Source organism: Paenibacillus crassostreae, assembly GCF_001857945.1.
In the GTDB taxonomy this organism is placed as follows: Bacteria; Bacillota; Bacilli; order Paenibacillales; family Paenibacillaceae; genus Paenibacillus_AQ; species Paenibacillus_AQ crassostreae.
The window spans coordinates 350,341-370,787 of record NZ_CP017770.1; the positions used below are offsets into that span (position 1 = coordinate 350,341).

Genomic DNA, 20,447 nt, shown 5'->3' on the forward strand with positions numbered 1-20,447 from the left:
CCTCCTTACACTGTGATCTTCTTGGCCAAAAGTCTGCATCCAAGCCATACCGATATCGCAACAACACATATACACATAACCAATTCGATAACAAAAATCTCATTAGGATATAGGTATCCATCCATTACATTTAATCCTAAACTGACTATAGGAAGTATAACAGCTAATGAGCATATCGTTAGGTAAAGAACGGCATATAGAATGCCTATACGGCGATAGCTTCTTTCGATCAGAATAGCTGTAAAAATTGCTAAAACTGCCATAATACCTAATCCATATGAAACCAGAAACTCATCAAAATTGCCTGGTGTTAATATTGTCAAAGCTTGAGTGGATTTGATAATATCCAATAACGTGGACGGTTCCCTCAGATTAAGTGGTACGATAAGATTGAAGATGAACTCTTCCACAGGTAACAATGCTAACTGAAAAGATACAAGTCCGAATACAAATAGAAGAATAGCTGTGACTTTTGCGAAATAAATATGTTGTCTTGCAGTTGGTAGCGTTAATAACCGATAAATAAATGTATCTCGACCAAACCAATCGCGATACCATATTAGAAATACATAAATAGCAAGCACACCAACACTGAGTAGTATCGGGGCTATAAAAAGGATTTGTGTGTTGTAGATCATCTCAAAAAATGAAAGTTTGCCACTAGTTCCACCATACCCAAAGGAAGCTCCATTCTGTAAACCGTCTTCTACCCACTCGTTAATCCACCACTTAGTCCACCAGATCACAGCACCAAATTGACATAATGCCGTTATTCCCATTAACCCTAGCAGTATATATTTGAAACGATTGACCTCCATATGTACAAGCTTCAAATAACTTTTCACGGTAGGTACACCTCCCTCATGACATCAACGATGGACTTGCCTTCCTCGCTACGCATCTCTTCACAATTAAAGTCGCGATCGATCACTCCATCTTTCATGAGTACAGCTTTATCGATCAAATGCTCCATCTCCCCGATTTCGTGTGTTGTTAGTAATACACCACGATCTTCGATTAAATGGCTGGAGAACACTTCTGCAATCATACTTCGACTGAACATATCAATCCCTGAGAATGGTTCGTCCATCAATACGTATTGTGTATCCTGCGCAAGACCAATGACTAGATTGTATTTAGCAGCTGTTCCTTTTGAAAGGTTGCCAATTCTCTCTGTTCTATCCAAATTAAAAAACTGCATAAGTTCATCAGCCCGACTTGTATTCCAATTCAGATAAAAGTCTTTCATGAACTGTAACCCTTCGGCCAGCTTCATACTAAGCGGCATCGTTAAATGATCTGGGATAAATGACACCTTCTCATACATGCTCGTATTCATAGACTGGCCGTCAATCTGGATCTTACCTGATTTAAGTGGTGTTAATCCCATAATGGCCTTCAGAATCGTTGATTTACCTGCTCCGTTATTGCCGATGAGACAAGTGATTTGGCCTTTCTCTGCTGTGAAGGAGACACCGTTTAGTATAGATCGACCTCGATATCGCTTATGAATATCAATAACCTCAATCATGCAAGTCTCCTCCTTCCTGAACTTGTTGTTCTATCGTATTTCTTTCAAGATATTTCTGTTTAACGATATCCAATAGCTCATCTACGGGAACGTCTATTTTACGAACCGAACCAACAAAGGCATCAACAGCCTCACTAATTAATTCTGAACGAATCTTGCGTAGCACATGTTCATCAAGTGTAATACGACTTGGTGAATTTCCTTCCGTTATGATCAATTGCTGCTCCTCCATTTCTTTATACGCTTTCTGTGCCGTATTGGGATTAATCTTTAGCATTGCCCCTAGTTCCCTCCGCGAAGGAATGATCTGCCCCGCCTCCAGCCGACCGGTTGCAAGCTGTTCTTTGAAATGACGGACAACTTGCAAATATACCGGATCTCGGCCATTGAAAGTGACTTCCGTCCAGCCTTCATTCATTTTCATCCTGCTACCTCACATTCTTTTTTCAGCGTGTGTACTGCGTGGTTCATACACTTTTAATGTATTATCCCCATAATACAGTTGATTGTCAATAGCTATCATTTAGTTGTTTAGCGCTACGCAAATAGAGAGGAACATAAGTTTTCAGTTCCTCCCAAAGAGAATATTCCTTCAAGTTATTCTATTTTCAACTTAAAGCGCTATCCAGTTCCTTCTAAGAATTTCAACCGCATGCAATAGCGATTCTGTGTATGGATGATGGCTGCCGGTTTGTATGAAATCCGAATCGAAAATCTCAACCATTCTGCCATCTTTCATCACCAGGATATCCTCGCATAAGTTAGCCACGAGCGAAAGATCATGCGTAATGAATATAAGAGATAGCTGCTGCTCGGCTTTAAGCTGCTGTAGTAACTCAATGATTGTATGCTGATGAATCATATCCAGATTAGAGACGATCTCATCGCATACAAGCACCTTAGGCTTTACGATCAGTGCTTTTGCAATACAGGCACGTTGATACTGCCCTCCACTCAAATGACTAGGCGCCGCGTTCAATAACGTTAGAGGTAACCCCACTTTCGTGGCATATTCTATCACAAGTTCTTTTCTCTCGCTTTTGTTCAGCTTCGTGAAATGACATAATGGCTCCTCTATGCTTTGTGAAATGGTCATACGTGGATCAAGCGAAGCCGTTGTGTTCTGAAATACGAATTGAATTTGTCTATACCAGCTTCTGAAATCAGATGTCTTGTTCGTAGGTGCAGGGATGCCGTCAAGAAGAATTTGACCAGAGGTCGGACGCTCCAACGCCATAATGAGCTTCGCAAGCGTTGACTTTCCACTTCCGCTCTCACCAACAATCGCCAATGAACGACCTGCCTGTACTGTCAGATCAATACGTTCAAGAATAAGTGTTTTTCCAATCCTTTTCGATAGTTTTTTTATTTCTAACATAGTTAATTCAACTGTCTCCTTAAGAAAGCATAAATGGGGAGCGACATTGCCATAGCTCCTTCGTATAGGCATGCTTCGGATACTGTACCACAGCCATTGTGCTGTCTTGTTCGATGATTTCACCTCGATACATGACTGCAATGGTATCTGCCATGTAACCTGCTATAAGTAAATCATGTGTAACAAATAACGAGCTCATACCGCTCTCCGCCGTTAAATCCCGCAGCAGGGATAGAATATCAGCTTGCGTAGTTACATCTAGTGCGCTTGTAGGTTCATCTGCAATCAGTAATTCAGGTTCCAGCAAGAGTGCCATTGCGATCATAACTCGCTGATTCATACCTCCGCTCAATTCGAAGGGATACTGCTTCATCAACTTATCTACCGTTTTAAGAGAGACCTTTTCCAGCATCCTTCTTACTTTGCGCTCCGCTTCCAGTTTACTAACCGAGATATGACTCCGAAGTACGTCACCTAGCTGTCGTCCGATCGGTATGGCTGGGTGAAGAGCTTGTTCAGGATGCTGAGGTATTACACCGATCTGACTACCACGCACCCTTTGCCACTCACGCGGACTGAAATGAGCCGTATTATGTCCTTTAAAAAGAAGCTCTCCCGACATTTTCATTTGATTAGGAAGCATGCCTAGCATAGCTTTAATCGTCAATGTTTTGCCGCTGCCACTTTCGCCAATCAAACAAAGTGTCTTTCCGGCATGTAAGGAGAAATTACTATTCAGTACTAGATCTTGATTGTCGCTACTCCTAATCGTTAACTCCTTCACTTCGGCTATAATGGTCATTTGTCACTTCCCCTTTCACCTATTTTAGCTTATATCGGCTTCGTAATTTCTCTCCGCATAGCTGAAATGCGCATGCTGTAACAAAAATCATGAATCCTGGAAAGAACCCCATCCATGGGGCAATTTGCAAATAATTTTTCCCATCTAGCAGCATAACTCCCCACTCTGGCGAAGGAGGTTGCGCACCGATTCCAAGAAAGGATAAGCCTGATAATGTCAGAATGACCTTACTCACATCTAGAATCACAAGCGTTAATACCTGTGGAATAATATTGGGGACAATATGACGGACAATCGTATTCAAACCAAAAGAACCGCTTACTCGACTTGAGAGAATATATGGCTCTTTCTTCACATCGTGCACAAGACCTCGTATAATACGGACATATTTAGCCCACCATGATAACAGAATCGCTAAATAGACGTTTTCCATACCGAACCCCAAAAATCCAATAATCACAATAGTAAGTAGAATATTGGGTACCGCAACAAAAATATCCGTTATACTCATAATCAGCATGTCGAGGCGGCTACCATAATAACCGCTAAGCGTGCCAAGGGCCAAACTTATAATCATAACTATACCCAAAACGACAAATGCAGGAAAAATGGATTGTTTAATTCCGGACAGTATCCTGCTGAAAATATCTCGTCCTAAATAATCCGTTCCAAAAATGTGATGAAAATGAGGCTTTAGCAACTTGGCATCATAGTCCGGTTGAAAAGGATCATATGGCTGTAGCCACGGTGCAAAAATACCCGCTAGTATTAATACAATAATAAAAAGCAACGCGGCCGATACCATTTTATTTGTCTTCATAAAGGTAATCAATTCTCCCACCTCTGTTTCTCCATCTGGATGCGAGGGTCTGCTAAATAATAGCAAAGATCTGTTATAAAATTTAAAATGAAGATCGTAGCCGCTAGCAATAAGCCACACCCTTGTATAACGGGGAAGTCGCGGCTATAGATCATATCTAGCATATATTTACCGATACCAGGGAAGCTGAATACATTCTCGATAATAATAGCTGCACCAAAAAAACTAGGGAAACTCGTTCCGACAATCGTTATTACCGGAATGAGCATCGCTCGAAATAAGTAAGAAGGATAAAAGATCCACCCTTTCAAACCGCGAGCCGTTGCCGCTTCGATATAGGAGGCTTGTTTGTATTCAAGCGTAAAGGATCGAATCATTCGGATAAAATACATGCTTTCCACGATGCTAATGGTCGCTACAGGAAGAACATAGTGGCGTACCGATCCGCTTCCGATAATCGGAAATAATGGCCAGAACACACCAAAACAAAACATAAAAATAATAGCCAGCCAATACATTGGAATCGACAATCCTAACACCGTAACGGTGTACGTTATTCGATCGAACAAGCTCTTCTCGTGAAGTGCACTCATCACGCCGAGCGGAACAGACAGAACAAAGGTTACCAAAAAAGAACTAATCATAAGAAGAAGGGTAGGCCCCAATCTTGAGAAGATCTCTTCTGTTACAGGTGCATTTGAAATAAAAGAATAACCCAAATTACCTTGAACTAACTCAAGTATCCACGACATATATTGAACGACAAGCGATCGATCGAGTCCCCATTTATGTTGCATGATTGCAATCTGATTGGCATCAGGAACAGCTCCAAGTCCCTGCAGCAACAGCGCTGCTGGGTCCCCGGGAGCCAAATGCATAAGTATAAACACAAACACCGTTAACACGAAAAGCGTTAGGATAAGCATACCTAAGCGACTAGAAATATATCTCAGCATTACTTGTCCTCAATGTGCAGCTGATGCCATTTCACGGGGTTGTCTTCAATATTACCAAAGGTAAAATCAGAGATCTTACTGTTATGAATAAAGGTTTGCTTCGTGTAAAAAATCGGTACCGTCATGGCTTCTTCGTGAATGCGATCAAATACACGATCAAATATAGCCTGCTGCTCCGATTGTGAAATGGTATTTGCAATCTGGTCCAATTCAGCGGTTAACATATCATCCTGATAAGCAACCGCTGGCGTATCGACCGTGTTATAGAACAAGGAACTCAAGAAACGATAGGGTAGTTGCGCATCCGTGTAAGTGCGATACAACAGAAGATCATATTGTTTGTTCGTCCAAAGCGCATCGTAATAAGCTGCTCTCTCCTGATTTAGAATATCTACCTTCACTCCGATATCCTTCATCTGATCTTGAAAGATTTCGGCCATCTCCTTCCACTCAGGGTATTCTTCTGTTTGAATGACAAGTCTGAACTTGATTACCTGGCCATCTTTTTCGTATAACTTACTACTTGCGTTCAATTGATAGCCTGAGGCTTCTATTAATTGCTTCGCTTTATCTACGTTATAATCATAGAAGGGCTGGTTGTCGGGTGTAACAAAAGCGACGGTGCTTTGGAATAAACCCAATACTTCGGCACCTTTTCCGCTCATCATTTTGCTCGTATCTGTTCCATAGTTTATCGCCTGTCGTATATTCTTATCAGCTAGAAACTCATTTCTCTGGTTAATCACTATGAAATAGGACATCGTACTGGCATTCGTCTCAATTATGTATTTATCGTTATTCTCGAATAATGCGATATTCTCATAAGGAACATTACCTACCTCACCGCCAGCCATATCGATCTCTCCATTCTGAAGCGCTAATACGCGAGCTTGGGGATCGGTAATCACTTTGAATACAAGAGAGTAGTTCGCCACCGATTCTTTCCAATAATGCTCATTCGCCACTAATACCGTATCCGAGCCTTCCTTGTAGCTATCGAGCTTCCATGGGCCTGTACCGATTGGCTCCGTGAATTCGCCCCCTATTGCTCCATTGGGAACAACTGCATTTGGACTCATGATTCGAAACGGACGAGCTTGGCTAAGCTCTAGCAAGGTCTGAGATGCCATTTCTTTGAATGTTAGTACAACGGTATACTCATCTGGCGTTTCAATCTTTTCCAACTTTCGGACGATTTCTAATGAAGCCATCTCCTCGTTAACTGCAGTACGCTCCAATGAGAACTTTACAGCCGCAGAGTTGAATGCCGTTCCATCTGAGAATAACACGCCCTTTCTTAAATGAAAGGTATATGTCTTCCCATCTTTAGCAACCTCCCATGATTCCGCAAGACTAGGCTCTATTTTACCGCCCTCTCCAAATTCGACTAAAGCATCATAAATGGCTGTTTGGACTGCTCGAGCACCATTATATGTTGTGGCATCGATTTTATCCCCCTTTAGATCTTGCGTAATCGCAACCGTAACTCGCTTTATCGCCTCTTCTTTTCCAGTTGCTACGGGGGTAGAGTTAGGCGTACAGCCAGTTAATCCAACAACTATAATACAAAAACTAACCATCATAATGATACTAAATCTCCTAAACATGTATACTCCTCCTGATGTATGGTACGTGACCATCATAATTTAGCTTGACGTAAACATCTAACTAAGGTTAAATAATAATCGTAAAGATTACTATTAGCAAGTGTTTTTTACAAGCTAAATAAGAGGAGAGATAATATGACTGTTAACAAAGAGCAGCAAAAGGAACATCAAGCCTATTGGGATAAAGGTGCCGATATTTATGATGGGATTATAGAAAATGAAATTACGAATGAGTCTTATGATAAATGGGAAGCGATAATAAGTAAGCAGCTAAAGGATAAGAAAGAACTAAAGGTACTCGACGTCGGAACTGGCCCTTGCTTCTTCGGTATTCTGTTATCTCGTATGGGGCACCATGTAACAGCTATTGATTCCTCTCCTGAAATGATTCAGAAAGCTCATAAGAACGCCGAAAAATACGACTGCACGATCAGCATTATTCAAACAGATATTTTAGAATTCACTCCACTGCAGACATTTGATCTGATCATATCCCGCAATGTCACTTGGTTTCTACCGAATCCTGTAGCCGTTTATCAGAAGTGGCATGAATGGCTAAATGAAGGTGGAGAAACAATTATATTCGACGGTAATTGGAACTTGTTCTTAACTGACCCGAAGGAAGCAGCACTTTTCAACATTGCTCAGAAAGAGGCTATTGCAGCAGGTTATGTCCCTTATCGAACGGAGGAGGAAATCGCAGAAGGTGATCAAATCGCCTTAACGTTGCCACTAAGTTATGTGAAACGGCCAGCCTGGGATGTCGATATGCTGACCTATATTGGATTTCAATCTGTTACTGTATTGCAGGGCTTTGACTCAGCGGTTCACAGTGAAACCGCGCAGATTCTGAATCAGCATCGTCCAATGTTCGCCATTATCGCAGCTAAATAGGCGAATCAGTACTGCCTTGGTATGTATCATATCGTAAAGATTCATCATTGTTGATATCAAAAAACACTGCCCTAGCCAGATACGGCTAAGAGCAGTGTTAACAATGTGGAACTATATTGTAATCGTGTCCTCTATTACTCTTTCACTACCAACTTAAGTGGTGCAGCAATCAAACTTTCTACGTTCTTCCCTTCTAGAACATCTTTGGCTGCTTGAACGGATAGTTCCCCAATTAATTCAGGTTGTTGAGCAACAGTCCCTGTTAATTTACCAGCTTGAATTGAATCTAGAGCATCATCATTTCCATCAAATCCAATCACAGGAATATTTTTACCTGAACTTTGTATCGCTTCTATCGCACCAAGTGCCATTTCATCATTGTGAGCAAAAACAGCTTGAACTTCTGGATTTCCTTGAAGCAAGTTCTCCATCACGGTCAATCCCTTCGTACGGTCAAAATCAGCGGACTGCTTCGCAATAACATCAAGCTGAGTATCCGCAATTTGATGGAATCCTTCGCCACGTTCACGCGTAGCGGATGCCCCTGGTGAACCTTCTAGCTCAATCACTTTCGCACCTTTGCCAAGTTGTTCTACAATATACTCCGCACCCATTACTCCACCTTTTACATTATCTGAGGCCACGAGTGCTTCAACATCTCCTTGTTCAGAGGAGCGATCCAATGCAATGACAGGAATGCCTAGACTATTAGCTGTCTGTACTACCGTAGAAATAGCAGATGAATCCACTGGATTGATCAGAAGAGAATTCACGCCTTGTTGCATTAGATCTTCAACGTCATTACTCTGTTTCGCTGAATCATTTTGTGCATCAATCACAATAACTTCCATTCCTAGCTTATTAGCCTCATTCATAACACCATCTTTTAAAGATACGAAGAATGGGTTGTTTAGTGTTGAAATCGATAATCCAATTTTTATCTGATCTAAATTATCATTGTTATTCGATTTAGCCCACTCTGGTGGCTCTAATGAACATCCTGTTAGCAACACCAATAGTAATGAAATAAGAATTAGCGCACTCTTTTTCATATTTAATTCCCCCTCTTATGCCGTTTTCTTACGGTCAATTAATACAGCAATTGCAATAACGATCCCTTTAACTACCATTTGATAGAAAGAGGATACTCCAAGTAAATTCAATCCATTATTCAATATACCGATGATTAGTGCACCAATGAGAGTACCTACTATTCTTCCTCGTCCACCTGTTAAGCTCGTTCCACCTAATACAACCGCTGCGATCGCATCTAACTCATAGGATGTACCGGCAGTTGGTTGTGCTGAGTTCAACCTAGAAGTCAAGATAGCTCCAGCTAATGCAGATAACATACCAATCAATGAATAAATCATGATTTTTACACGTGCGACTTTGATACCAGAAATGATGGATGCCTTTTCGTTACCACCAATCGCATATGTTTTACGACCAAAAGGAGTTTTGTGTAATACGACCCATAAGACAATAAATACGATAATCATCGTGATCGCAGGTACAGGAATACCTAGAAAATATCCTCGCCCAAATAATTGGAACATCATGCTGTCACCAAGACCTGTTATGGGGTTACCATTTGTATACACAAGCGTTAATCCTCTGAAGATCGTCATCGTTGCCAACGTCGCGATAAAAGGCGCCATTTTACCTTTAGTAATCATTAGCCCGTTGACCATACCCATCACTCCACCAAGTAAACAACCCACGATGATAGCTAAGATCGGATCCAATCCTGAGAGCATAAGATTCGCCATCAACGCACTAGATAGAGCGAGAATTGAACCAACCGATAAATCGATACCTCCTGTTAGAATTACAAAGGTCATTCCAAAAGCAATCAGTGCATTAATAGCAACCTGTCTTAATAAATTTAAAATATTTAACGGATCTAAAAAGCTTGGGTTCAGCACGGTTACAATAATTATGAGTATGATTAGTCCTAATAATGGACCAAGTGTTTGCGTGATTTGACCGATTTTAAAGCCTTTATTACCTTTTTCATCGTTGATCGTTTTCATACTATTGACCTCCTGTAGCTAATGTCATAATGTTTTCTTGTGTGGCTTCCTGTTTCGAAAGTTCTCCACTTATATGCCCTTCATGAACGACTAGAATTCGGTCACTCATGCCTAAGACTTCCGGCAGCTCTGAGGAGACCATAATAATGGCAACACCACGTTCCGTTAACTCATTCATTAATTGATAAATTTCGCGTTTCGCTCCTACATCAACCCCACGTGTTGGTTCATCTAGTATTAGTACACTCAGTCCAATTCCTATCCATTTCGCAATAACCACTTTCTGTTGATTTCCGCCAGATAGACTACGAACTAGTGTTGCTGAGGACTGTGTCTTGATCTGCAGACGCTTAATGAGAACATCTACAAATTCCTGTTCTTTCTTATCTTTAATTAATCCTTTAGGTGCAAAACTATGAAGGTTCGTAAGAACCATATTGTCACGAATGGAGAAATCTAGCACTAACCCTTCGTCTTTCCGGTCTTCTGTAACAAATCCTATGCCTGCTTTAACAGCATCTTCAGGGTTTCGAATGGATACTTTTTTCCCGTGTACCCAAATTTCACCTTTATCTAAGGAATCTATTCCGAATACAGTTCTCATAATTTCTGTTCGTCCTGACCCCATTAATCCAGAGAATCCTAATATTTCACCAGCCCGTAAAGAGAAACTAACGTCTTTGAATTGCCCCTTCTTTGATGTATTCTTAACTTCTAGCACAATTTCTCCAAGATTGGATGTACGCTCTGGGTAGCGATCCGTTATTTCTCGCCCAACCATTTTTTTAACTACATCATCAAAGTTTGTTTCAGGGATCGCCTTAGTATCTACTGTTTTCCCATCACGCATGACCGTAATCCGGTCACATATCTCAAATATCTCTTCCATTCGATGTGAAATATATACGATTGATACGCCATCCTTTTTTAGTGATGCAATAACTTCAAATAGTTTCCGTATTTCTCTTTCTGTTAAAGCAGCGGTAGGCTCGTCCATGACAATAACCTTGGCATCAGTCATTAATGCTTTCGCTATCTCGATCATTTGTTTCTCACCTACCGAACATTTCCCTGCTTCTTGGTTCAGTGGAATGCTCACAGAGAGTTTCCGAAACTGCTCTGTAGCTAGCGCTTTCATCTCTTTCATATTTAATAGTCCAAAATTCGATGTCCGTTCCTTACCGATGAATAAATTATCGAGCACAGTCATATCTGACCATACATTAAGCTCTTGATGGATAAACGCAATTCCTCTTTGTTCCGCTTCTTTAGGACTCTCAAAATACGTTTCCTTATCATCTATCATTATCGTGCCTTGATCACGCTGATGAAGACCAATCAGAATGTTCATTAATGTAGACTTGCCCGCACCATTCTCGCCCATTAACGCGTGGATTTCACCTTCCTGTAAATCGAAATTCACACCCGTTAGCACGCGGTTAGTACCAAATGACTTATAGATATCGTGCATAGTAATATGCATGATTGTAGCCTCCCTTCATTTATCCGAAATTGACTCCAGCTTGTAGAATACAGTTAGCATAAGGACTAGCTTCACCCGTACGTATAATAACTTTAGCCTTATGTGTTAACAGCTTAAATTGTTCGTGTGATAATTTCTCTATAAGTATTCCGTTAAATTGGTTATTTATATATTGTGACGTTTTTTGATTTTCAGTATCTAACTCTTCCGCTACAATCACCTTTTCAATGACCATGTCCTCTATAATGATATCCACAACGTCTTGGAAGCTAGGGACACCCAACTTCAGAGCTAGATCAATCTTAGGAACCCATGCTGGAATCGGCAGGCCGACATCTGCGATGACAATAGTATCGGTATGACCTAAGTCAGCTAGAATCTTGGAAATATGACTATTTAAAATTCCTTGTTTCTTCATCACTAAAGGCTCCCTTCTACTTCTGCTCGTATGGGCATTCCACCTTGTGCACCGAATTTGGTAACGGATAACGAAGCCGCCCGGTTACCAAACCTCACACTATCCTGCAATGATTTCCCTTCAGCGAGACCTACAGCAAAGGCAGCATTAAAAGTATCCCCTGCTCCAGTCGTATCTATAGCATTCACTTTATATGCAGGAACAACAACTTCTTGTATCCCATCGTAATAGCGCACACCCTGACTTCCCTCTGTAATAAAAAGCTTATTCGGATACTTTCTTAAAGCTTCTGATGGACTCATGCCTGAGAATAGCACCGAACATTCATGTTCGTTGGGAGTTAAATACGTAGCATTCTCAATGACCGATTCGCTAATCGGACGTGCTGGTGCTGGATTGAGCATCATTGGAATTTTAAATTGATGGCAAATATCACTTACATAGGATACCGTTTCTTCTGGGATCTCTTGTTGAATCAATACCATGTCACTTTTACGTATTGCTTCAAGTGCCAATTCAACAAAGGCAGGAGTGACATGATCATTTGCTCCTTTTACGACGATAATACTATTATCACCTTCAGCTAAAATAATATGAGCCGTACCACTCTCCACACCTGTAACCGGTTCCACATTATCGATAAGTACATGATTCAATTGGAAGTTATCCATGATTGCTTTTCCATAGAAATCATCACCTACGCAACCAATCATCGTAACTTCAGCACCTAAACGAGCAGCCGCTACAGCTTGATTGGCTCCCTTTCCTCCAGGCACTGTTGTGAATTTATCTCCAAGAACTGTTTCGCCAGCAGTAGGACGCTTGGACGAACTCACCACCAAATCCATAGAACAACTTCCAATCACACAAATCTTAGCCATAATTATCAACCTTTCTCTTGGTTTCTTCTAGTGGTTTCCCGTTCAACGAATCTAACGGGGAGCTGAATAATTGAATCTTCCACTTTATCTTGCTCAATTAACTTAATAAGTAAACTAGCAGCCTCGCGCCCCATGTCATAAGTGGGTTGGTGTATAGTGGATAACGATGGCGATAACAAGCTGCTTAACGGTATGTCATCAAATCCAATAATTTGAACATCTTGCGGTACAGACTTGCCTAGACGAAGTGCTTCATGAAGAACTGCTGTTGCTACGATATCGTTACTGGCAATGACACCGTCCGTATTTATATATTTTTCAAATAATTCCTTAGCCCATGGTTCAACTCCAGTGTAAGAGAAAGAGGACGTCTGAATCACGTTATATGTCATATTCATTTCTTCAAGAACTTCTACAGCCCCTTGAAAACGATCTTGAGCCGGTTTGATATGTGCCGGGCCTTGGATAATCGTAATTCTCTTACTACCACGTGCAATAATTTCCTTTGCTGCAATACGTCCACCTTCTCTGCCATCAGCATAGACGGAAGGTCGTTCATTCGAAGTACGATCCAGAAAGACGATTGGAATTTGCAATTTAGTATAAATATCACTATCTGGAAAGTTTGTTGATGAAATCACACCGATAACGTTGTTTTGGACAAAAGTTTGAATGTAATCTAGCTCTTTAAATTCATTCTCATCACTATTCCCAAATATTAATCGATATCCATTCTCCTGCATCCGATCTTCTACACCTCGTGCTAACAATGGAAAATAGGGATTGGTTATATCAGGCAACAATAGGCCTATTAATTTTGATTTTCGTTTAAATAATGACCGGGCCACTTCATTAGGTGTGTAATTGATTTGTTTGATGGCTGCTTCAACTTTCTTACGAGTATCTGTGTTGACATATCCCGATTCATTTAAGACTCTTGAAACGGTAGCCACGGATACACCAGCAATTCTCGCAACATCCTTAATCGTTACCATGTTGGTCTCATCTCCCTGTGTAACCGGTTACACAGGTTACACTTATAAATTATCATATCATTTTAAAAATTACAATCTTTTTTTATTTCTTGACTTGCTTTTCATAAATCTAGGTTAATTAACCATGGACACTAACTATTGCGGCTGATAGAATAGAACAAGTTAAGGAACGGAGGCTTCATCGTGGATTATATCATTTTAGATATAGAATTTAACGGACGGAAATTTGCTAGTGATTTACCTATGGAAGTTATCGAGATTGGAGCAGTACGACTAGACTCTAATTTACGACACATAGACGAATTCTCAGCATTAATCAAGCCAGTTTATTTCTCAAAACTCAATTCTTTTATAAAAAAGAAAACAGGAATCCCGCAAGAAGATATTGATCAAGCTGCTGGATTTGTAAAAGTTATAGGTGATTTCACAAATTGGTTAAACCATAGTGAATCTTTCCTTCTGCTTACTTGGGGAGGCGAAGATTTAAAACGAATTATATATGATACTCGTATGCACAAGCTTGATGATACTTACTGGATGGCTGCTAACTACTTCGATTTATTAAAGGGTTATATAAGATACAAGAATGTTACTAATGATGTGAGTGTTGAAGGTGCTCTACAAGATCTAAACATCGATCCTTCTGGTTCTGCGCATAGAGCATTAGATGATGCGAGAATGACCTCTGAAGTATTTCGCGCTATTTTCGATAAATTAAGCTTCGAATATACTCAACAGTTCAAGGATGTTTACTCTAATGCGAAAGAACGAAGATTGGTGAAGAATGCGATTCGTTCAATGACGCTTCAGAAGTTACCTCTTACTTGGGAGAATCTACATGATCGTTATCTTAAAGAAAAGGTCACTCTAGAAGATCCAAGAAAACTTAAAGAACTTCAACAATATTTCACCACGGAATTAACGAAAGAAAAGCAACCTGTTGCTGCTAATTAGGAATTATACAATACCATTCTTATCAAAAAGAAATAATCACTATGGATAGCAATCCTAAGTGAATATTTCTTTTTTGGTCTCTGACAGACAATTAGACTCTTATTAGAGCTTATAAAATAACCTGATCCTCTAAATTTCTCCATAAGTGATGTGCCTCTCTAGCTACTCAAATAGTCCTCTTCCGATAAAGTTTGCAGAAACAGGCACCTTCTCTATTTCTCGTGCAAATATGGATAATTGTCCAATATGATGAATTTCATGTGCAATGATATGCCGAACTACTTCTCCCCATCTGTCTGTCACTATCGTTCCATCGGGTAGATGATCAATAAAAAGTTGGTTCTCCAAACTTCCATCCCAAGAATTTACGAACTCTTCCACTTCTTGACGGAATGTCGACTGGAGCATACGTACACGTTCTATACTTTGATAATCCGCGAAATTCTCCTGGAAATCAGATTGCCCCTGAAGTACACGAATCCAACTCCACTCTACGTCAATGATATGAAACAATGTATGCAATATTCCACCAACTCCACCGGTCCGCTTACATAGTAAATCTTCCAAAGGGACATCTTCGCACCAGCGAAGCCATTCCTCACGCACCATCCAATTATAGCGAAACATCGATTGCAATAGCTTCCAACTCCTTTATCCATCTTATTAAATAAAATGATCTCAAATAATCGCAAATTATATCCTATTTTCTCATTCTATGAATTGTTGCTTTGAATCATTTACATATACTATCTATGCAATTATACCTAGAAAATAAAATAAGTATACGAACAAATATGCGCAACAAGTTATTAGCCGAATATTTGTTCTGAATTAGAATCTGAAACTCTCAAAAGCGACACTATGTTCCGACAGCATGATGTGCAAACGAGACTAAATAGCTAGTTATCCTGTCTCATATCAAGAGCATGTAAAATATGTAAAATAAGGATAAGATTTAACTGTTGTTCGATTAATTAAAATGAAGGAGGAAAGATAGGTTAGATGCTCATCATGAATAACTAGCGCATTATACCTGTGATAAAGGAGGATATATTATGAGAAAAAGTAGAAAAATAATTCGAAGCTATATGATCTATTCACTAAGTATCCTTCTCATATTGGGTATTGGCTTCCCAACAGTCTCCTATGCTGCTAATGTGGAAGACTTATCAAAGGACACTCTCCCCATTCAATCGTCTCTCAAACCTCTTGGTAAAATAGATTTTAGCGATCAGACGAAGATTCCTGAGTTCAACAATATTGAATCACTTGGCCTTCATGAAGTTACAAGTACAGTCCCTCCAGAGAATTACGTTGCTTTTACCGATAGTACTGAACCTGTGACGGTGATTGTTGAACTACAGACTGAGCCGACGGAGGTTTTTGAAGCTACAATTCCATTAGGGGCCAGAGTTAGCATCAATAGTCATACAAATACACTTCGACAGGAACACAGTACATTCAAATCTGCTGCAACAAGTGAAGCGGGAGCACAATTCAATCGTGAATACACGAAAGTATTTAATGGCTACTCCATCACTCTTCCAGGTAATCAAATTGATCAATTACTCGATCTTCCTGGGGTCAAGTCCATCTATCCTAACGTTGAATATCACGCACTGGATGTCGTAGAATCAGAGGGTTTCACACCTTCGATGGATGTGAGTGCACCTTTTATTGGGGCAGATCAAATGTGGGAATCAGGATATTCAGGTAAAGGGATCAAGGTTGGTGTCATCGATACCGGGATCGACTACAATCATCCTAGTCTAAAAGATGCTTATAGTGGTGGTTATGATTTCGTTGATGATGATGCCGATCCAATGGAAACTTTACCTGATGAGACAAAACCATTAAAGAATGGAAAGACGTATGATACATCGCATGGAACTCATGTGTCTGGCACCATCGTAGGTCAAGGTGATCCTGAACATCCTGATGCAGGTAAAGGCTGGGTAAAGGGAATCGCACCAGAAGCTGATCTTTATGTATATCGTGTACTCGGACCTTATGGAAGTGGATCATCTGAAGATGTTATTGCTGCCATAGAACAATCCGTTGCCGATGGTATGGATGTTATTAATCTGTCATTGGGCTCGAGTCTTAACAATCAATATAGCGCAGACTCCAAAGCCGCGGATAATGCCACTCTTGCTGGTGTTCATGTTGTTCTAGCTAATGGAAATGATGGCCCCGATGAGAAAACGGTGGGTAGCCCTGCTGCTGCACAGTTAGCCATCTCAGTAGGAGCATCCTCACCACCTGTAAACACGCCGATTTTTGATTCGCAACAGATAGGTCGAATCTATGCACAAATCGCAACTTACGCACCAGAACTAACTCCGGCAGATCAAGACTTAGATCTTGTGTATGCGAATCTTGGGTCAAAAGAAGACTATACAAATTTAGATGTTCATGGGAAAACTGTTCTCGTATCTCGAGGAATCATTTCCTTTGCTGATAAAGCTATCAACGCAACAGAAGCTGGCGCAAAAGCTCTCATTATTCATAATAATACAGCTGGTGAAATTGCTGCTACTCTAGGATCTTCAGGAAATTATGTTCCTACTTATACTATTACCCAAGCAGATGGACTCGCGTTAAAAGATGAAATCATAGCAAATGGTCAATCTACTGTAACTTTTACAATAATTGAAGAACAAGATCTTCTAGCAGATTTCAGTTCAAGAGGACCTTCTTTACCCTATTACTCTATTAAGCCAGATCTGTCTGCACCAGGGGTTGGCATCCGTTCATCGATACCCTCGTTTACAGGAGAATACAATGAAGCTTATGAAGATTCTCAAGGCACGAGTATGGCCGCTCCACATATTGCAGGCGCAGTGGCATTATTACTTGAGAAAGCAGAACAAGACGGAATAGATTTAAATCCAGATCAGATTAAATCACTCCTAGCGAACAACTCCGTTCCACTCCAAGACCGTCAAGGCAGTCCTTACTCTGTGAATCAACAAGGTGCTGGCCGCGTGAGTTTAGTGAATAGTTCTGAAGCAGAGGCAATCGTGAAAGTGAAAGAACAACTGCCGGTACAACTACAAGGTGATGCTAATGCAGAATATTATACAAGTAGTGCATCGTTTGGTTTATTAAGTGCTCCAAGTAAAGCTTCTAAACTCATCACGGTTGATAATATAAGTAATTCCATTCAGAAATACGATATTACTGTGGATTGGTACAACAACGATGGTCTTATAGTAGAACCTAGTATGAATACCTTATTTCTACGTCAAGGAACACCTAGCAGTTCATTTTCTCTTCACTTAGATATTCCAGAAGGTACTCCCGATGGTGAGTATGATGGTCAGGTTGTTCTGACACAAGAAGGAACTGGGCATCAGTTAAGAGTTCCATTTGCAGTATTTGTAGGCGAAAGCTATGAACTAGCTGATATTTCAAATATTGAATTGGGTGATGTGGTATTTTCACCTAATGGGGATAACATTGTTGATACAACCGAAATTTCATTCGCAGTTAATACACCACTAGAAGACTTCTCATTCTTTATTTTCGATGGTATTACGGGCGATCCTATTGGTTACACGTATGATTCAATACCCGTACGGCCTACACATGGAATTGATTATCATAAATACACATGGGATGGTACAGTTACGATCTCAGACGGGAGTAAACTAAGCCTAACAAATGGTTATTATATTATGGTGCCTGTCGTCTGGGATACAGGTGATTTAATAACGAGTTCTGCAGAGGGATTCCTCGTAGATTTGACAGCACCTGAGATTGCTCTTGATAGTCAGAGTCTTATTTTAAATCCGAATCAGCCTGGCATAGGTATGATATCAGGAGAGTTTATCAACGATTTACAAATTGAATACTTGTATAGTGCAGAGACACTAATATCAGAATTAGTATCCGTATCAGCTATCTTTGAATCTGCAGATGGTTATAAACAAGTTGATGGTAAGGTGGATGAAGATGGATATTTTCAAGTAGATGTCCCACTGCAAAAAGGAGACAATACGTATTATTTATTCGCGTATGATTCTACAGGAAACGGCTTGCAGATCCCAGCTGAAGTTATTCAATATGACTTCGATCCAGACAGTAGCCAAGTCAACTTGTCAGCTTCTAATACTAAAGTAACTACTGGTGAGTCATTTAACGTAAACGTAAATTACTCCGTTACAGAAGATGTTTACTATGCAGAGTTCAACTTGACGTTCGATTCAAAACTTATTTTGAGTAAGGTTACTTCAACTGTCACCGATGATGTCTATGCTGGTACCGATCTCTCCAATCTCGACATCACCGATGTTGCTGGAACAGATCAGAAACAATTGCATTATCAAGTTTTTCTACCTAACGGAGGATTACAAGGTTCATTACTAGAACTTACTTTCGTTGGATCAGAAGAGGGATCTTATCCAATTAACATTTCAGATGTATTACTACTTAATGATAATCAAAAATTCATCCCGGTATATGGATTCTCGCCAACGGTTGTGAAAGTTAACAAGGAAGATGAGCAGGTGCCAACAGATCCGACTATTCCTACAGATCCGCCTACCCCACCACCTACTTATTCGGGAGGTACTTTCTCAACAACAACCCCTACACCTAAGAAGCTAACATTCAAACAGGGATCCGTAGTTGAATCAGATAAGAACGATTCACATACCGCCCTATTTAGCGCAACTACTTCTATTCTTTTAGAGCAACTTAAGAAAGCAGATGCGAAGCTAGTAACATTAGATATTAGTGATGTGCCTGTTGGTACCTATGACACATTTAATATTCATATCGACAGCTCCGTAGTGAAACAACTTCAAACAGATCAAAAAGATTTAGTGATTGTAGGTAAAGGATTCGAGATTGTTATTCCTTATCAATCCCTTGCTAATTTCACTGTAAAAGATGGATTCAACCTATCGCTTTCTATCGCCAAATCAGATAGTAGTAAATCAGACATTCAGACTCCAGTAGGTGGAACTGCTAAGTTAGCTTCTGTAATCCTGACTATTCAAGAACCATCAACAAAGCTGACTACACCAGTCAAAATCACATTAAACCTTGACTCATCTAACTATACAAATCCCCTTAAATTGGGTGTATACTACCAAACCGTAAACAAACAATGGATGTATTTAAGAGCGGGTAATCTGAGTGCATCAAATTCAATCCAGTTCTCCACAATTGACTTAGGTTCTTTTACTACTGCAGAAGTTACGAAGAGCTTCATAGATATTCTGAATCACTGGTCTAAGCATGAAATAGAGGTATTGGCGGCACATTTTCTAATCAATGGGAAAGAAAGCACTGAGACCTATAAGCCCAATGATCATGTTAATCAAGCAGAATTTCTAACAATTCTTGATCGGCTACAATCTTCTGCAACTACTTGGAATGATCGCATAGCTGAACAAGGATCTCGAAATAACCTAACACGTGAAGAAGCTGCTATTCTTCTTGCAAATGCACTTCTCAAAGATTCTGCTGAACATGTTGAGTTAACTTACAAAGATATAGACAGCATTTCTAGTAATGCTCAGGCTGCAGTCGCTTTTGTTACGAGCAAAGGTTATCTTAAAGGGAATCCGAACCAGACATTTAACCCTCAAGGTTATCTTACTCGTGCAGAAGTTGCCGTCATCATTTCTAGAGTATTAGCTGATTTACGATCAGACAATGAATAGGATGTAGAACCCACAAA

18 protein-coding genes are annotated in these 20,447 nt (G+C 40.2%); 3 read left to right on the forward strand and 15 right to left on the reverse strand.

All coding sequences use genetic code 11. The annotated features are described in order from the left end of the window. Positions 1 to 5: 5 nt before the first annotated feature. The 8 genes from LPB68_RS01685 to LPB68_RS01720 all read right to left on the reverse strand — a co-directional run bounded on the left by LPB68_RS01685 (position 6) and on the right by LPB68_RS01720 (position 7,094). Entirely contained in the window at positions 6 to 845 is an 840-nt protein-coding gene (locus LPB68_RS01685; protein WP_068658466.1) for a hypothetical protein, read from the reverse strand. Then, the gene (locus LPB68_RS01690) at positions 842 to 1,531 is read right to left on the reverse strand and encodes an ATP-binding cassette domain-containing protein (protein WP_068658464.1); all 690 of its coding nucleotides are present in this window, start codon (positions 1,529 to 1,531) and stop codon (positions 842 to 844) included. The genes LPB68_RS01685 and LPB68_RS01690 overlap by 4 nt, the downstream gene beginning before the upstream one ends. Continuing rightward, positions 1,524 to 1,955, reverse strand: a complete 432-nt coding sequence (locus tag LPB68_RS01695) for a GntR family transcriptional regulator (protein ID WP_232510222.1) — start codon at positions 1,953 to 1,955, stop codon at positions 1,524 to 1,526. The genes LPB68_RS01690 and LPB68_RS01695 overlap by 8 nt, the downstream gene beginning before the upstream one ends. Positions 1,956 to 2,144: 189 nt before the next feature. Next, positions 2,145 to 2,909, reverse strand: a complete 765-nt coding sequence (locus LPB68_RS01700) for an ABC transporter ATP-binding protein (RefSeq protein ID WP_157756194.1) — start codon at positions 2,907 to 2,909, stop codon at positions 2,145 to 2,147. A 19-nt stretch (positions 2,910 to 2,928) separates the two neighbouring features. Continuing rightward, positions 2,929 to 3,711: an ABC transporter ATP-binding protein gene (locus LPB68_RS01705; protein ID WP_068658461.1), complete on the reverse strand. Its 783-nt coding sequence runs from the start codon at positions 3,709 to 3,711 to the stop codon at positions 2,929 to 2,931. 19 nt (positions 3,712 to 3,730) lie between these two features. After that, complete coding sequence (locus tag LPB68_RS01710; RefSeq protein ID WP_068658725.1) at positions 3,731 to 4,531, reverse strand: ABC transporter permease; 801 nt, start codon at positions 4,529 to 4,531, stop codon at positions 3,731 to 3,733. An 8-nt stretch (positions 4,532 to 4,539) separates the two neighbouring features. Then, complete coding sequence (locus LPB68_RS01715) at positions 4,540 to 5,487, reverse strand: ABC transporter permease (RefSeq protein ID WP_068658459.1); 948 nt, start codon at positions 5,485 to 5,487, stop codon at positions 4,540 to 4,542. Beyond that, positions 5,487 to 7,094, reverse strand: coding sequence for an ABC transporter substrate-binding protein (locus LPB68_RS01720; RefSeq protein ID WP_068658457.1), 1,608 nt, complete (start codon positions 7,092 to 7,094; stop codon positions 5,487 to 5,489). Before LPB68_RS01720 ends, LPB68_RS01715 begins: the two co-directional genes overlap by 1 nt. 135 nt (positions 7,095 to 7,229) lie before the next feature. On the opposite strand from LPB68_RS01720, the gene LPB68_RS01725 reads away from it, so the two are divergent. Then, a complete protein-coding gene (locus tag LPB68_RS01725; protein ID WP_068658455.1) occupies positions 7,230 to 7,988 on the forward strand; it encodes a class I SAM-dependent methyltransferase in 759 nt (252 codons plus the stop codon). Positions 7,989 to 8,122: 134 nt separating this feature from the next. Here the strand turns inward: LPB68_RS01725 and rbsB are convergent, their stop codons facing one another. From rbsB to LPB68_RS01755, 6 genes are read right to left on the reverse strand one after another with little or no spacing between them, the layout of a single operon-like run. After that, entirely contained in the window at positions 8,123 to 9,040 is a 918-nt protein-coding gene (gene rbsB, locus LPB68_RS01730; RefSeq protein WP_068658452.1) for a ribose ABC transporter substrate-binding protein RbsB, read from the reverse strand. A 15-nt stretch (positions 9,041 to 9,055) separates the two neighbouring features. Continuing rightward, entirely contained in the window at positions 9,056 to 10,024 is a 969-nt protein-coding gene (locus tag LPB68_RS01735) for an ABC transporter permease subunit (RefSeq protein ID WP_068658451.1), read from the reverse strand. Between the two features lies 1 nt (position 10,025). Beyond that, a complete protein-coding gene (locus LPB68_RS01740; RefSeq protein WP_068658450.1) occupies positions 10,026 to 11,507 on the reverse strand; it encodes a sugar ABC transporter ATP-binding protein in 1,482 nt (493 codons plus the stop codon). Between the two features lie 19 nt (positions 11,508 to 11,526). Next, positions 11,527 to 11,925: a D-ribose pyranase gene (rbsD, locus tag LPB68_RS01745; protein WP_068658448.1), complete on the reverse strand. Its 399-nt coding sequence runs from the start codon at positions 11,923 to 11,925 to the stop codon at positions 11,527 to 11,529. A 2-nt stretch (positions 11,926 to 11,927) separates the two neighbouring features. Next, positions 11,928 to 12,806 (reverse strand): ribokinase, encoded by an 879-nt coding sequence (gene rbsK / locus LPB68_RS01750; protein WP_068658447.1) that lies wholly within the window; start codon positions 12,804 to 12,806, stop codon positions 11,928 to 11,930. 5 nt (positions 12,807 to 12,811) lie between these two features. Beyond that, positions 12,812 to 13,801, reverse strand: a complete 990-nt coding sequence (locus tag LPB68_RS01755; protein ID WP_068658445.1) for a LacI family DNA-binding transcriptional regulator — start codon at positions 13,799 to 13,801, stop codon at positions 12,812 to 12,814. Between the two features lie 183 nt (positions 13,802 to 13,984). Between LPB68_RS01755 and LPB68_RS01760 the strand changes: the two genes are divergently transcribed. After that, positions 13,985 to 14,755: a 3'-5' exonuclease gene (locus LPB68_RS01760; RefSeq protein ID WP_068658443.1), complete on the forward strand. Its 771-nt coding sequence runs from the start codon at positions 13,985 to 13,987 to the stop codon at positions 14,753 to 14,755. A gap of 162 nt (positions 14,756 to 14,917) precedes the next feature. On the opposite strand, the gene LPB68_RS01765 is transcribed toward LPB68_RS01760, so the two are convergent. Further along, complete coding sequence (locus LPB68_RS01765) at positions 14,918 to 15,391, reverse strand: DinB family protein (protein WP_068658441.1); 474 nt, start codon at positions 15,389 to 15,391, stop codon at positions 14,918 to 14,920. Between the two features lie 419 nt (positions 15,392 to 15,810). Here LPB68_RS01765 and LPB68_RS23695 point away from each other — a divergent pair, with 419 nt between their 5' ends. Next, the gene (locus tag LPB68_RS23695) at positions 15,811 to 20,430 is read left to right on the forward strand and encodes a S8 family serine peptidase (protein ID WP_068658439.1); all 4,620 of its coding nucleotides are present in this window, start codon (positions 15,811 to 15,813) and stop codon (positions 20,428 to 20,430) included. Positions 20,431 to 20,447 lie beyond the last annotated feature (17 nt).

Coding starts and splice junctions, on each gene's coding strand:
- LPB68_RS01690 (WP_068658464.1), bottom strand. CDS start 1,531: ATGATTGAGGTTATTGATATTCATAAGCGATATCGAGGTCGATCTATA.
- LPB68_RS01695 (WP_232510222.1), bottom strand. CDS start 1,955: ATGAAAATGAATGAAGGCTGGACGGAAGTCACTTTCAATGGCCGAGAT.
- LPB68_RS01700 (WP_157756194.1), bottom strand. CDS start 2,909: ATGTTAGAAATAAAAAAACTATCGAAAAGGATTGGAAAAACACTTATT.
- LPB68_RS01705 (WP_068658461.1), bottom strand. CDS start 3,711: ATGACCATTATAGCCGAAGTGAAGGAGTTAACGATTAGGAGTAGCGAC.
- LPB68_RS01710 (WP_068658725.1), bottom strand. CDS start 4,531: ATGAAGACAAATAAAATGGTATCGGCCGCGTTGCTTTTTATTATTGTA.
- LPB68_RS01715 (WP_068658459.1), bottom strand. CDS start 5,487: ATGCTGAGATATATTTCTAGTCGCTTAGGTATGCTTATCCTAACGCTT.
- LPB68_RS01720 (WP_068658457.1), bottom strand. CDS start 7,094: ATGTTTAGGAGATTTAGTATCATTATGATGGTTAGTTTTTGTATTATA.
- LPB68_RS01725 (WP_068658455.1), top strand. CDS start 7,230: ATGACTGTTAACAAAGAGCAGCAAAAGGAACATCAAGCCTATTGGGAT.
- rbsB (WP_068658452.1), bottom strand. CDS start 9,040: ATGAAAAAGAGTGCGCTAATTCTTATTTCATTACTATTGGTGTTGCTA.
- LPB68_RS01735 (WP_068658451.1), bottom strand. CDS start 10,024: ATGAAAACGATCAACGATGAAAAAGGTAATAAAGGCTTTAAAATCGGT.
- LPB68_RS01740 (WP_068658450.1), bottom strand. CDS start 11,507: ATGCATATTACTATGCACGATATCTATAAGTCATTTGGTACTAACCGC.
- rbsD (WP_068658448.1), bottom strand. CDS start 11,925: ATGAAGAAACAAGGAATTTTAAATAGTCATATTTCCAAGATTCTAGCT.
- rbsK (WP_068658447.1), bottom strand. CDS start 12,806: ATGGCTAAGATTTGTGTGATTGGAAGTTGTTCTATGGATTTGGTGGTG.
- LPB68_RS01755 (WP_068658445.1), bottom strand. CDS start 13,801: ATGGTAACGATTAAGGATGTTGCGAGAATTGCTGGTGTATCCGTGGCT.
- LPB68_RS23695 (WP_068658439.1), top strand. CDS start 15,811: ATGAGAAAAAGTAGAAAAATAATTCGAAGCTATATGATCTATTCACTA.